The organism is Rhodococcus sp. IEGM 1306, assembly GCF_036541985.1.
GTDB classification, from domain to species: Bacteria; Actinomycetota; Actinomycetes; order Mycobacteriales; family Mycobacteriaceae; genus Rhodococcus_F; species Rhodococcus_F qingshengii.
The window spans coordinates 111,351-123,415 of record NZ_JAZHFF010000007.1 but is presented as its reverse complement, the minus strand read 5'-3'; the positions used below and the strand labels follow the sequence as shown (position 1 = coordinate 123,415).

The window sequence follows — 12,065 nt, the reverse complement described above, 5'->3', positions numbered from 1 at the left end:
ATCGACACCGAGCGTTCAAGCCCAGGGCCGAATCCCCATTCGGACAAGTCAATCCATCCACACACCCAGAAGGAGTTTCCGTGCGTCGTATCCCGCTCTCAGCACTGATAGTCGCGGGCTCACTGATACTGGGCGGCGGAATTGCCGCGGCTCAGGGCAGCCTGCCCACGTCGGGGAGCGCCGATGGCACGTCGGTGCCACCGTCGTACCTGACCGACGACGCCGGGCGCTCCTTGATCCTGCGAGGGTTCAACACGGCGTCGAGCGCAAAGAGCGCACCCGACGGCATGCCGAAGTTCACCGAAGCCGATCTCGAGCGCGAACATGCCGACATGGGAACAAATTTCGTGCGTTTCCTGATCTCCTGGCGTTCGGTGGAGCCAGAGCCGGGACAGTACGACCAGGAATATCTGGACCGTGTCGAGGACCGAGTCAGCTGGTACGCCGAGCGCGGCTACAAGGTCATGCTCGACATGCATCAGGACGTCTACTCCGGCGCGATCACACCAGAGGGCAACAGTGGCAACGGCGCCGGCAACATCGGCAACGGCGCGCCGGCCTGGGCGACCTACATGGACGGCCTTCCGGTCAGCCCTCAAGACCGGTGGGAGCTGTACTACGTCCAACCCGGTGTGATGCGTGCATTCGACAACTTCTGGAACACCACCGGCCAACATCCCGAACTGGTCGAGCACTACGCGAACGCCTGGCAGGCGGTGGCCGAACGTTTTGCAGGCAATGACACCGTCGTGGCATACGACCTGATGAACGAGCCGTGGGGCGGTTCCCTCCAAGGCCCCGCCTTCGAAGGTGGGCCCCTCGCTGCCTTGTATCAGCGAACCACCAACGCCATCAGGGAAGTTGATCAGGACAGCTGGGTGTGTGTGGCCCCGCAGGCCGTCGGCGTCAACCAAGGTGTCCCCAGCGGGCTCACGAAGATCAACGACCCACGAGCCGGCGAACAGCGAATCGCCTACTGCCCACACCTGTACCCGCTGCCCCTCGACCTCGGTGACGGATACTCCGGCCTCTCACGCACACTCACCGACGCGACCATCGACACCTGGCGCGACAGCGTCGAACACATCGCAGGCAACGTACTCGGCGGCGTTCCGATCATTCTCGGCGAATTCGGGCTCGACACAACACTGCCCGGCGCAACCGACTACATCGACCGCGTCTACACGACCGCCCGAGACCTCGGCGCGGGTGTCTCCTACTGGTCCAGTGATCCAGGTCCTTGGGGCCCGTACCTGCCGGACGGATCGCAGACACTCCTCGTCGACACCCTGAACAAGCCGTATCCGCGTGCCGTCGCGGGCACACCCACCGAATGGTCCTCGACCGTTGACCGCCTTCAGCTGACGTTCACCCCGAACCCCGCGGTAACGGCACCGACCGAGATCTATCTACCCGAGAGCGGCTTTCCCGGCGGCGTCGACGTCGCGGGCGCCGACATCGTGAACTGGAACCCCCAAAGCCGGCTTCTCACAGTGGAAACCGCGGACGACGCGGGCCCCGTCACAGTCACGGTGACGCCGGCAAGCTGACCGCGAGCGCCGAGATTCCTGGATATTTGTCCGGTTCTTTCGTAACGTACAAGCGACGGGTGATCGGCCGACGGAAGGCGAGTATGTCCACGGAGAAGATGTCTGTCCAAGATCGTGTTGCGCGGGTGGTGCTCGATGTCGTCGGCGCCTTACCGACCGGCGCGCAGCGCATTCTCGGTGGCAAGCCGAAGGAGATCGACGGGCAGACTCTGCACCCCGAGATCCAGCTTGCGCTGAGATTGCTCTCAGCGGTCGAAGGTACGAGCTTCGAGCATCTTCCGGTCGAAGAGGGACGGGCTCAGATCGACGCCGAATCGCGACTGTTCGGCGGTACGCCCATCGACATCGAGACGGTACGTGACCTCGAGATCCCGGCCGGGGATCACGCGATTCCGGCTCGGCTGTATCGCCCGGCCGGAGTCTCAACGCCCGCTCCACTTTTGGTGTACTTCCACGGCGGCGGGTTCGTCCTCGGCAGCCTCGAGAGCGGCGACAGTGTGTGCCGCTTCCTGGCCCGCCACGGCGAGGTCAGTGTGTTGTCGGTGGACTACCGGTTAGCACCGGAGTTCCCGTTCCCCGCCGGGGTCGATGACGCCGTCGCCGCATTCCGGTACTGCGTCGAGCATGCCACAGATCTGGGTGCAGATCCGAAATCCATTGCGGTAGGCGGAGACAGCGCGGGTGGGAACTTGGCTGCCGTCGTCGCGCAGTCCACGACCGAAGACGACGTCAAACCAGTATTCCAACTGCTCTTCTTCCCCTGGGTGGACCTTTCGTCGAAGCGCCCTTCGCACAAGATGTTCGGCACCGACTTCTTTCTCACCGACGCCCAACTCGACTGGTATGCAGCCCATTACCTGTCGGGCGGCGCTTCGGCTCTCGACCCGCGAGTCTCACCGCTGCTCACTCCGGACCTGGCCGGCCTACCGCCCGCGTACGTTGCCGTCGCCGGTTTCGACCCACTACGCGACGAGGGTGAGGAATACGCGGACCGGCTGCGAGAGGCCGGAGTCCCGGTTGCACTCAGGCGTCACAGTGGATTGATCCATGCCTTCGTCAACACCACCGGTGTCGGCCATACCGGTCAAGATGCGATGTTCGAGGCCTGCGGCGCTCTGCGGGTTGGACTTTCGGGCCCGCACTGAGGGCAGGGTCACGAAACGGGGAGTGCCAGATCCGCCCACTCGACCATCGCTTCGAGCACGGAGCGCAGTTCCATCCCCGTCGCGGTGAGTTCGTACTCCACTCGCGGCGGCACCTCGGCGTAGGCAGTCCGGGTCACCAGATCGAACTCCTCGAATCGCTTGAGTCTGGCGGAAAGTGTCCTGGGACTGATGCCGGGCAATGCGCGTCGTAGTTCCGTGAAGCGCATCGGGCCGTGCGTGAGCTCACGAACGATCAGCGTTGCCCACGGTCCGTCCAGAACCAGTAGAAAGCGCGCGACGCCGCACTCCGGAAGCACGTGACCTGATTCACTCATCGATTCCCCATTAGTTCACTTGAAGTAACTGGTTCCCAATCTGAACTATAGGCGTCATGACTTACACAGTGCATGGCGCCACCGGCGCACAGGGTTCTCCCGTTCTCGCGGGATTGGTCGCGGCTCTCGCCGGATCGACAGGTGCCGAAGTCCGAGCAATCACCCGCAACCCCGACCAGACGTTCGAGGGTGCGAACACCGTCGTCGCGGATAATGCGTCAGTCGACTCTCTCGCCGACGCTTATCGCGGGGTAGACGGGGTGTTCTTCCACCTGCCACTCGCCGGTGACACCGAGACGCTAGCCGGTTACGCCCACAACGTTCTGGCAGCAGCAAGAGTGACACGTCCTTCGCGGTTCGTGATCTCTACCAGCGGCACGGTGACCGGCGACGCTACTTCGCCGCTTGCCGGTCCCAACACACCCGTTCTCTCCGAGCTCGTCGACGGACTCCGCGCCGAAGGTATCGCGGTGACCGTCCTGACCCCGCGTTTGTTCCTCGAGAATCTTCTTCTGCCCACCGTGCTGTCGGGGGTGAAAGACGAAGGGGTCCTGCGTTACCCACTACGTGCCGATCTCGCGGTCGCATGGAGTTCACATCTCGACGTCGCTGATGCAGCCGTTGCGGCCCTGACTCTCGACGTAGCACCGGACGCGGTCGACATCGGACAGATTCCGGCGATCACCGGCATCGAACTCGCCGAGGCATTCGCCGAACACTTCTCGCGCACGGTAACTTTCGAAGCCGTGACGCCCGATGCCTTCGGTGCGTCGATTGCGCCGATCATCGGAGGGGGCGCAGCAGCCGGGGTTTCCCAGCTCTACACGGGACTCGAATCTGCCGACAGCGTCGCGTTCGACTCCGCGACGGGTTCTGCCGTTGCCTTGGGCATCGTCGCCCGCAGCACCCGGGCCTGGCTGGTAGATCTCGGAGTGAACTGACCGGAGCAACGCAATCGGCCGGCTCCGCGAAGTATCGCGTGGAGCCGGCCGATTTCCGGGGTTACCGGTGCGTGCGGGTCTTCAACTGGCGGTTCAGCTGCCGACTCCCGAAGTCCAGACCGGCACCGTCACTGGTGGCCAGCACGGTGAGTCCAGCGGCGACCAGCAACGAAATAAGCACAACGCTCATGGTGAGTCACCTTTCTTCCTGTCGTGAAACGGTTTTGCGCCTCCGGGAAATGTCGACATATCCGGCACCCCACTTCAGCTGACCTCAAAGTATCTGTAACTATGGGTTACGCGCAATGTGTGGTCCCTCACCTGAAAGCGCAGGGTGATGCGCAGATCACGCTGCGTTCGACGGCGGACTTACCTGGCCAGAACCATGTTCACGAACTCGTCGGCGAGCGCCTGAGCGTCCGCACCGCTGCCAGGAACCACATCGGGCGCACTGTGTACCAATTGCATCTGCCCCAGGTACATCGAATAGGCAAGTACGCCACGATGTTCCGCTTTCTGCCTGTCCATCCCCAGATCGACCAACAACGTCACGATGTAGGTAACTCGACGCTCGGTGACACGTCGAACCGCCGCCGAAACCAAAGGATGGCCGATCCCGGCAAGCAGTTCCAACTCCGCACGGCGACCGGCCAATCCGGTCGTGACCGAATCCACCAGACGACGCAACCTCACCTCCGCCGGTTCACCAGAGGACTCGACGGAGGAGATCAGTCTCTCGGTTGCCAAAACTTCCCACCGGCCGAGCGCAGCTTGCAGCAATTCGTCGCGGTTGGCGAAGTGCCAATAAAAGGAACCCTTGGTCGATCCGAGCGTGCGCGCCACCTTTTCCACTGCAACTGCATCAGGCCCATGGCTTGTCAGAGCCTGGAAAGCTGCATCGATCCACTGGTCGCGAGAGAGTCGGGCGCGGGCATTCGGCACCTCCGTACGGTACCGTATGGGTAAGTTCCATACGGCACCGTACGGAGGACGAAATGACACTCGCTTTCAAGGCAATGCCTGCACCGGACTGGGCAGAATCCACCACGATCACCATCCCGTCTGTTCCGACCCATACATCCGAGGAGTGGGCGCAGGCAGTCTTCGACGTCAGGAATGTCCCCGCACCCGTCCTCGCGATGTTCTGGCTCAGGGAGCGGATAGTCGGACTGCTCGGCATCGCCAAGGGACGCCCCGATACCTTTGCCGTCGACAAGATCGCCGACGGCGAGGCCCTCATCGAAGCGGACGAGAAACACCTACGATTCGTCGCCTCGGTTCAGGCCGACAACGACGCCGGCCTCCTGCACGTCGTCACCGCCGTGGAGCTGAAGAACCGCGCGGGCCGAATCTACTTCGCACCCGTTCAGGTACTGCACGGCGTGATCACGCGGGCAATGATGACGTCCGCTCGAAAGAGACTGTGCACGTGATCAACCGTCCGGACCGCCCTTGAGTTCGAGGCTGATCTGATCGGCATCCAGCGCGGCAAGTGCCGATCCGAGCATCCGTGCGTCGAACACGCCATCGTCACGTGCGTCGAGCAGTGCCTGACGCTGCGCGTCGATCACGTCGAGGCGGATCCTCTTCTTCGACCGACCCTCTGGCGGAACGACACTCGCAGCAGCATCTTCGAGGAGGTCGAGCAACCTGCGATGCTCGTCTAGTTCGGATTCGGTGAGGTCCTGCGCTGCCGGACCGGTCGCCACTACGACGCGCTTCAACGTTCCTCCCTGAAGGATCAACGAGCCTGCTGCCACCAGGAACGCAACCAAGATCAGGAGCGATCGACTCGGGGTGTCTTCCGGCAGAGTCTGCGCTGCAGCCAGAGTGACCGCCCCGCGCATGCCGGCCCAGATGACGATCGTGCCTTCACGCCATCCCAACGGCGCAGCAAGGTAGTAGTCGATATCGGCAACCGTCCGCCGAACCCGAACCTTGAACCTTTCCATCTGATTCGCCGAAGGTGCCCGGCGCCTGCTGCGTCGTTCGTCTGGCGGGTAATCCTCGGGATTGTCGAGGCGATTCGCGATGTCGGAGAGTCTGGGTTTCATGCGTTCACGAAAATTCGCCCGCGCTTGGAGCGCTCGCAGGAGCGGGGCCACGTACAGAGCCCGCACCAAGATCGTGAGGAACAGTGCACCCGCCGCCACGAAGACCGCCGTGGATATGCCCTCGTGGTCGACCCGGACATCGTCGACTATCGACGAGAGTTCAAGGCCCATCACCAGGAAGATCGCACCTTCGAGGACCAATTCGACTGTGCGCCAGTTCTGGGAGTCGGACAACCGGTGTCGCGGTGACAGCTTCCGAGGAGCGTCGTAGCCGGTGACGAGCCCGGCCACGACTGCAGCAACCAATCCTGACGCACCCAACTCTTCGGCGGGGATCGCCGCCAGAAACGGCACCGTGAACGAGATGACCGTGTTGACCGTCGAATCGGTGACACGGGCGCGAACCATCAGGTTGACCTTGCCGACGACAACTCCGATGACCGCGGCCACGACGACGGCAAAAGCGAACTTGCCCAACACACTCCACAGCGACACCGATGCGGCGGCCCCGGCGATGGCAGTACGCAACAGAACCAGAGCGGTGGCGTCGTTGAGCAGGCTTTCGCCTTCGAGGATCGACACCACCCGCGGCGAGACCGGGAGTTTCTTGACGATGGACGTCGCGACGGCATCCGTCGGGCTCACGATCGCACCGAGTGCAATGCCCCACCAGATACCGAGTCCTGGTATCACCCAGGAGAAGAACACACCGAGAACAAGCGCACTCACGACCACGAGCAGAACGGAAAGCCCACCGATGGCACCGAACTCACGCCGAAACTCCATCGACGGCATCGAGACCGAGGCGGAGTACAGCAGTGGCGGAAGCACGCCTGCCAGAATCCATTCCGGGTCGATGTCCACTGCTGGGACAAATGGTAAGAGGCTGACAACGATCCCGGCCATCACCAGAATCAACGGTGCTGCGACTCCGATCCGCGCTCCGAGCGTCGACGCCGCGACGATTCCGAGCAGTCCGAGCACCACGATGATCAGAGCATCCACTGCTTCCCCCTGTACCCCCGGATTTGTGTCTGGCTCTTTCTACACCTTTGCCGGAGACGGGGGCGAGACCTGCCAGGCAACGGCGATCAGAACAACCGTGAACGCCGATGCGGGCCACAGAGCGTGAAGACCGATCCATCGGTGAACCAACGCACCGACCACCGCGCCCGCGATCAACCCGGCACACATCCCGAAGTGCTGCAGCCACGCCCACTTCGGGCCACCCAGAAAGGCACCGGTCAGACGCTGGCCCATCTTGACCAGCGCACCGGTCATGTACGTGACACCGATCGTCACCTCGCCGTCGCGCTGGAACACCGAGTTGACGGCTCCCATCGCCAAAGCCATCGCCGAGATCGCGCCGGGGGTGACGTCGAGGCTGCTCATCACCGAACCGATGGACAGCAGCCCGGCTACAACCGCGAGCACCGTGACCTTGCGAGCCCGGACCGAATAGCGCTCCGTGAAGTGGGTGACGACGGTTCCCAGCGCGATTCCCAGAAGGAAGAGCACGATGATTCCGCCGGCAACTCTCGCGGTCGACCACACCCCGTCGGCAAATGCGACGCTCGCCTGCGTCATGTTGCCGCTCATGAACGAAACGAAAGGCCCACCGAGCGTGATGAATCCGAGCGCGTCGACGTAACCGGCCAACCCGGCGAGCGCTGTCGCCAGGCCGATCAGCGACCTGCTGTATCCCGTCACCCGACGAGCTCGGTTCAGCTCAGCTTGCTGGTGCGCAGCTCGTGGCCCTTGGACGTCTTGCAGCGGCCGGTCTCGAGATCCCACTGCCAGCCGTGCAGATCGCAGGTGAGGTTGGTGCCGTCGACGACACCGAACTTCGACAGGTCCGCCTTGAGGTGGGGGCAACGACGCTGAATCTCGTACCCGCCCAACTCGATAGACGCGCTGTCGTCGTGGGCCTCGGCGAACCAGCCGTCGGCGTACGCGATGCGCTCGTCGGTGAGGCACTTGAAGAACGTGTAGAGGAATTCGTTGTACCCACCGATGCGCCACGCCGTGAAGCGTGTCGACAGGAAGATGGTGTTGACCCAGTCGGGCTCGTCGTCGCGCAGAACGGTGCGAACCAGTTCGGGAGCGATGCGGAAGCCGTAGCGGTACTTGCCTTCTCCGTCGATGGGCTCACGAACGATCCGCTTCGGGAAGTCGAGGACGACCGTCTCCTCTCCCATCACGAGTCCGACGGGGTAGCCGATTCCGTCGCAGATCAGATCTGACTGAGCCATGATCGGCTCGAACTTGGCCTTGAGACCGTCGAGCAGCGGCTCGCCTTCGGCCGGAGCCCACGTGGCCTTCTGCGCGGCGATGACCGGTGCCATCTTCTGCGCCATCTTCTCGATGTACTCGGCCTTGTTGGAGAAGATCTTGTCGACGTCTGCGTCCGGGATGGGATGCGTCAGCGCGACCTTCTCGCTTCCGCGAAGTTCGACGGCCGAGCCGGGGATCATCAGCAGACCACGATCGTTGCCGTTGATGCGCATCTGCTCGAGGAACGTGATCTGGTCGGGGAAGATGTTTCCCTCGTCGCCGTGATCGTCGTTGAGGTAACGCAGGTCGTCGTCGAGGAAGACCGGCGGGCCGGCCGACGGGACAACCCAGGCAGCGTCGACCTGGGAGATGTAGTTGCGGCAGCGGTCCATGCCGCGCTGACGCTTCTGCTTGCCGAAGTTGCGCTTGGTGCCCTTCGGGATGTCGTAGACCATCGGGTACCAGATCGCGCCCGAGTACTGCAGCAGATGGATGTCGACCTTCCCGAAGGCGTCGGTCAGCGGGTCCAGGTCGACGGGCCTGGCGTCGTTCATGTTGAAACAGGTGGTTTCCCCGTCCGAGACGACGAGGCCCGAGTCACCGATCGGACCGTCCGCGGGAGCGCGCAGAGCGATGATCATGATGTCGAGATCGCCCTTGGGACCGCTGACGGTGTGCTTGACGGAGTCTTCCGTCTCGAAGAACTTGTGGAAGCCGAGCTTCTCGAGTTCACGCTTGAGGTCCGGCACCGAGTAATCGGGGAGCAGGACTGTGGCGTCCTTGTTGACGTGCGCGATCAGATTCTTCGGATCGAAGTGGTCCTTGTGCAGGTGCGAGACGTAGAGGTAGTCGCAGTTGCCCAGCGCGTCCCAGTCCAACTCTGTGTTGTCGGGGAACGGCACCCAGGACGCAAAATACGTCGGGGTCACCCATGGATCACACAGGATGGATCCGGCCTCGGTCTGGATGTGAAATCCTGCGTGGCCGACGCTGGTGATCTGCATTGCAACCTCCGAAATCGTACTGCTGGTCAACTCAGCATAGTCGGCGCGATCAGGGCCAAATCGCGATCGAGGAGGCGGCCGGTTGTGACGTCATGCACGTCAGAGGTCGAAAGTGGGTTGTGAATCAGACCTGCCGGTGACGCGGACAACAGTCTCTGTGCTGGCGTGTTCGCCGTATTTCTTGGCGTTCGCGGGAGCTGTTTCAGCATTCCCGAAGACAGCCCCTAAGGCTAACCTAACAAGCATGACTCGACTCCTTTCTCCCTCCACGACCGATCGCGACTACTGGGCGATCGTGGACAACCTGACGCGACGCGGTTTCTTCGGCGTCGGCGCGGGCGTCGCTGCGGCCGCGTTTCTCGCCGCGTGCGGCAGCACGGAAAGTTCGACGCCCGAGAACGCGGAGACCTTCGAGTTCACGCGCGGCGACGAGAAGCTGATCATTCCGACGGACCCACAGAACGTCGTTGCCCTCGATCCGCGGGACGGCCTCGAATTGTCGATCCTCGCCGGATACCCGGTGACCGCCTACCCGACCGGCGCAGCCGAACACCTGCGCCGTGAGGTCCCGGATGCCACGGGTGTCGAGATCTTCGCCGAAGGTGCTTCCGATCCCAACTTCGAATACATCTCGACTCTCGGCGCCGACCTTCTCGTCCTCAGCGCCGGCTGGTGGGACACCGGGTCGTACGGCAACGACCGGATGCAGCAGATCGCACCGGTCCTGCCCGTCGGCAAGGACTTCACCCCGGAGTGGCGGAAGGTCATGTCGGACTTCCTCACCGGCATCGGGCGCAGCGATCGCGCCGAAGAAGTACTCGCCGAGTACGACGCCCATGTAGCTCAGGTCCGCCCGACCGTCGAACCGCTGATGGCCGGCAAGAAGGTTGCCTTCGTCGCCGCCGCGGAGGATCAGATCGCGTGGTTCCAGAACGATTTCCGCACCGCCGTCGCCGAGGACCTGGGATTCGAGGTGCTCCGTGAAGGCCCCGACCTTCGCGTGATGCTCGGATCGGAGCAGTTCAACCGTCTCGAAGAAGCCGACGTCATCTTCGCCTTGGATCGCAGCGCCTCCGGCAGCGTGTACACCTCGCCGACGTGGCAGCGTCTGCCCGCCGCGCAGGCTGGTCGAGTGATTCCCTTCGACTACTACAAGGCCGCGGGATACGCCTTGACCGCCAAGGTTCTCGTCGACGACTTGGCGGCCGGGGTCAAGCGGTAGAACCCGACCTTCGTCGACCCGACGGGGCCCCGATCATTCGGCACCGGCGGCTCGTCCTGTCACGCGGTCCCGAAACTCGCGGAACGCTTGGAAACCACCGGTGAGCGCCCGCGCCAGTTCCTCGGCGCTGTCGACCCAGACGACGTCCTCCAACTCGGAAACGTCGTCGGGCTCGTGATTGCGCTGGGGAACGAGAAACGTCGGGTCACCCTGAGGGTTGACGATCAGGAACCCAGCCGCCGCGCAGAGGTCGTAGACGAACGCGCACTCGGCAGGCGACAGCGTCGCGTGGAAGATTCCACCACTGAGTGGATCGCTCTGCTCGAGCGAGTCGAGATGAAGGTCGGAGAAGGCCCCGTCGATCGTCAATGCCCTGTCGTCACGGTCGACGATCTCGCCTCCGTACGGGCTCTCGACCACGCGCAGCCCGTGCTGATCGAGGAAAGCGGCGACCGCCGCCCGATCAACATCGAGTTGCACGTCCTTCGTCACCCGCATGAAGTGCAGCGAGAAACCCATCGATCCCCCTCGTCCATTCGCGACGCACGTGATGCGCTCGCCAGTACCTCGACAGCCGAGAAGCGTCAAAACTACCTCTCGAGTAGGGTCCGGATCGCCTCGACCACTTCGGCAGGCGCCTCTTCTGCCATGAAGTGACCTGCGGACAGCGTGCGGTGCTCGAGATCGGGCGCCCACGCTTTCCACAGGGCCTCGGCGTCGTAGCCGAGCATCGAGCCCCAGTCCTGCTGAATGACCGTGACCGGCATGTGCAGTTGGTTGCCCGCCTCCCGATCGGACTGATCGTGTTCGATGTCGATGCCTGCCGACGCCCGGTAATCGGCAACGATCGACGGCACCGCCTCCCGTGAGGCGCGCAGGTATTCCGCCCGCACGTCTACCGGAATCGCTTCGCGGTTCTGCGTCCACACGTCGAGAAAGTACTCGAAGAACGCATCGGCGCTGGCGCTGATCATCTGCTCGGGAAGACCAGGTGGCTGAGCCATGAGATAGAGATGGAACGCCACAGCAGCATTCGATCCATGCAGGATGTCCCACATATCCAGGGTGGGGAGCACGTCCAGCGAGCCGAGTTGCGTGATCACATCCGGATGATCCAGCCCCGCTCTGACGGCAACCAGTGCGCCACGATCGTGGCCGACGAGGGCAAACTTCTCGTGTCCCAATTTCCTGGCCACCTCGACGATGTCGGCAGCCATTGTTCGTTTGGAGTAGGTGTCCGGGTTTTCCTCGACCGGTTTGTCGCTGGCTCCGTATCCGCGTAGATCCGGGCAGATGACGGTGTGATCCGACGCCAAGGCAGTGGCTACGTGACGCCACATGAGGTGAGTCTGAGGGAAGCCGTGCAGAAGGACGAGTGGTGTTCCGCTTCCGCCGACCGCGACGTTGAGCCGCACTCCGTCTGCTGTGGAAATCTGCTGGTAGTCGAAGCCTGGAATGGTGATAGTCATCGATCGCTCTCGTTAGTCGGGGTGATGGCAGGTCGGGGTGATGGCAATCAGCTTCGCCGCAGTCGATGAGC

General features: G+C 63.1%; 13 protein-coding genes. 5 read left to right on the top strand and 8 right to left on the bottom strand.

Translation table 11 applies throughout. The features are described from left to right. Nucleotides 1–80: 80 nt before the first annotated feature. Both V3587_RS20720 and V3587_RS20715 read left to right on the top strand, forming a co-directional pair. Nucleotides 81–1,550: a cellulase family glycosylhydrolase gene (locus V3587_RS20720; protein WP_007730277.1), complete on the top strand. Its 1,470-nt coding sequence runs from the start codon at nucleotides 81–83 to the stop codon at nucleotides 1,548–1,550. Between the two features lie 83 nt (nucleotides 1,551–1,633). After that, nucleotides 1,634–2,695 (top strand): alpha/beta hydrolase, encoded by a 1,062-nt coding sequence (locus V3587_RS20715; protein ID WP_007730276.1) that lies wholly within the window; start codon nucleotides 1,634–1,636, stop codon nucleotides 2,693–2,695. Nucleotides 2,696–2,703: 8 nt separating this feature from the next. On the opposite strand, the gene V3587_RS20710 is transcribed toward V3587_RS20715, so the two are convergent. After that, nucleotides 2,704–3,030 (bottom strand): winged helix-turn-helix transcriptional regulator, encoded by a 327-nt coding sequence (locus tag V3587_RS20710; RefSeq protein ID WP_019745900.1) that lies wholly within the window; start codon nucleotides 3,028–3,030, stop codon nucleotides 2,704–2,706. Nucleotides 3,031–3,086: 56 nt separating this feature from the next. Between V3587_RS20710 and V3587_RS20705 the strand changes: the two genes are divergently transcribed. After that, on the top strand, nucleotides 3,087–3,971 hold the full coding sequence (locus V3587_RS20705) for an SDR family oxidoreductase (RefSeq protein WP_030536195.1): 885 nt from the start codon (nucleotides 3,087–3,089) through the stop codon (nucleotides 3,969–3,971). 61 nt (nucleotides 3,972–4,032) lie between these two features. Here V3587_RS20705 and V3587_RS20700 read toward each other — a convergent pair whose 3' ends face one another. Together V3587_RS20700 and V3587_RS20695 are read right to left on the bottom strand one after the other, a co-directional pair. After that, complete coding sequence (locus V3587_RS20700; protein WP_003943237.1) at nucleotides 4,033–4,161, bottom strand: hypothetical protein; 129 nt, start codon at nucleotides 4,159–4,161, stop codon at nucleotides 4,033–4,035. Between the two features lie 179 nt (nucleotides 4,162–4,340). After that, nucleotides 4,341–4,913 carry a TetR/AcrR family transcriptional regulator gene (locus tag V3587_RS20695; RefSeq protein ID WP_039973149.1) on the bottom strand — a complete coding sequence of 191 codons (573 nt, stop codon included), beginning with the start codon at nucleotides 4,911–4,913 and terminating at the stop codon, nucleotides 4,341–4,343. Between the two features lie 53 nt (nucleotides 4,914–4,966). On the opposite strand from V3587_RS20695, the gene V3587_RS20690 reads away from it, so the two are divergent. After that, a complete protein-coding gene (locus V3587_RS20690; protein ID WP_283377120.1) occupies nucleotides 4,967–5,404 on the top strand; it encodes a DUF2867 domain-containing protein in 438 nt (145 codons plus the stop codon). On the opposite strand, the gene V3587_RS20685 is transcribed toward V3587_RS20690, so the two are convergent. Genes V3587_RS20685 through V3587_RS20675 form a run of 3 tightly spaced genes read right to left on the bottom strand, consistent with a single transcriptional unit; the run spans nucleotide 5,405 to nucleotide 9,303 of the window. Then, nucleotides 5,405–7,030, bottom strand: a complete 1,626-nt coding sequence (locus V3587_RS20685; protein WP_003943093.1) for a cation:proton antiporter — start codon at nucleotides 7,028–7,030, stop codon at nucleotides 5,405–5,407. A 39-nt stretch (nucleotides 7,031–7,069) separates the two neighbouring features. Continuing rightward, nucleotides 7,070–7,735, bottom strand: a complete 666-nt coding sequence (locus tag V3587_RS20680) for a YoaK family protein (RefSeq protein ID WP_003943143.1) — start codon at nucleotides 7,733–7,735, stop codon at nucleotides 7,070–7,072. Between the two features lie 14 nt (nucleotides 7,736–7,749). Then, entirely contained in the window at nucleotides 7,750–9,303 is a 1,554-nt protein-coding gene (locus tag V3587_RS20675; protein WP_283377119.1) for an MBL fold metallo-hydrolase, read from the bottom strand. A 244-nt stretch (nucleotides 9,304–9,547) separates the two neighbouring features. Between V3587_RS20675 and V3587_RS20670 the strand changes: the two genes are divergently transcribed. Beyond that, complete coding sequence (locus V3587_RS20670; RefSeq protein ID WP_003942949.1) at nucleotides 9,548–10,525, top strand: ABC transporter substrate-binding protein; 978 nt, start codon at nucleotides 9,548–9,550, stop codon at nucleotides 10,523–10,525. 33 nt (nucleotides 10,526–10,558) lie between these two features. Here the strand turns inward: V3587_RS20670 and V3587_RS20665 are convergent, their stop codons facing one another. Beyond that, nucleotides 10,559–11,044 (bottom strand): hypothetical protein, encoded by a 486-nt coding sequence (locus V3587_RS20665; protein WP_042922885.1) that lies wholly within the window; start codon nucleotides 11,042–11,044, stop codon nucleotides 10,559–10,561. A 71-nt stretch (nucleotides 11,045–11,115) separates the two neighbouring features. Next, nucleotides 11,116–11,994 (bottom strand): alpha/beta fold hydrolase, encoded by an 879-nt coding sequence (locus tag V3587_RS20660; protein WP_003942926.1) that lies wholly within the window; start codon nucleotides 11,992–11,994, stop codon nucleotides 11,116–11,118. Nucleotides 11,995–12,065 lie beyond the last annotated feature (71 nt).

Bases quoted from the DNA above. Each gene is read 5' to 3' on its own strand.
- V3587_RS20715 (WP_007730276.1), top strand. From the start codon at position 1,634: ATGTCCACGGAGAAGATGTCTGTCCAAGATCGTGTTGCGCGGGTGGTG.
- V3587_RS20675 (WP_283377119.1), bottom strand. From the start codon at position 9,303: ATGCAGATCACCAGCGTCGGCCACGCAGGATTTCACATCCAGACCGAG.
- V3587_RS20705 (WP_030536195.1), top strand. From the start codon at position 3,087: ATGACTTACACAGTGCATGGCGCCACCGGCGCACAGGGTTCTCCCGTT.
- V3587_RS20690 (WP_283377120.1), top strand. From the start codon at position 4,967: ATGACACTCGCTTTCAAGGCAATGCCTGCACCGGACTGGGCAGAATCC.
- V3587_RS20665 (WP_042922885.1), bottom strand. From the start codon at position 11,044: ATGGGTTTCTCGCTGCACTTCATGCGGGTGACGAAGGACGTGCAACTC.
- V3587_RS20660 (WP_003942926.1), bottom strand. From the start codon at position 11,994: ATGACTATCACCATTCCAGGCTTCGACTACCAGCAGATTTCCACAGCA.
- V3587_RS20710 (WP_019745900.1), bottom strand. From the start codon at position 3,030: ATGAGTGAATCAGGTCACGTGCTTCCGGAGTGCGGCGTCGCGCGCTTT.
- V3587_RS20670 (WP_003942949.1), top strand. From the start codon at position 9,548: ATGACTCGACTCCTTTCTCCCTCCACGACCGATCGCGACTACTGGGCG.
- V3587_RS20700 (WP_003943237.1), bottom strand. From the start codon at position 4,161: ATGAGCGTTGTGCTTATTTCGTTGCTGGTCGCCGCTGGACTCACCGTG.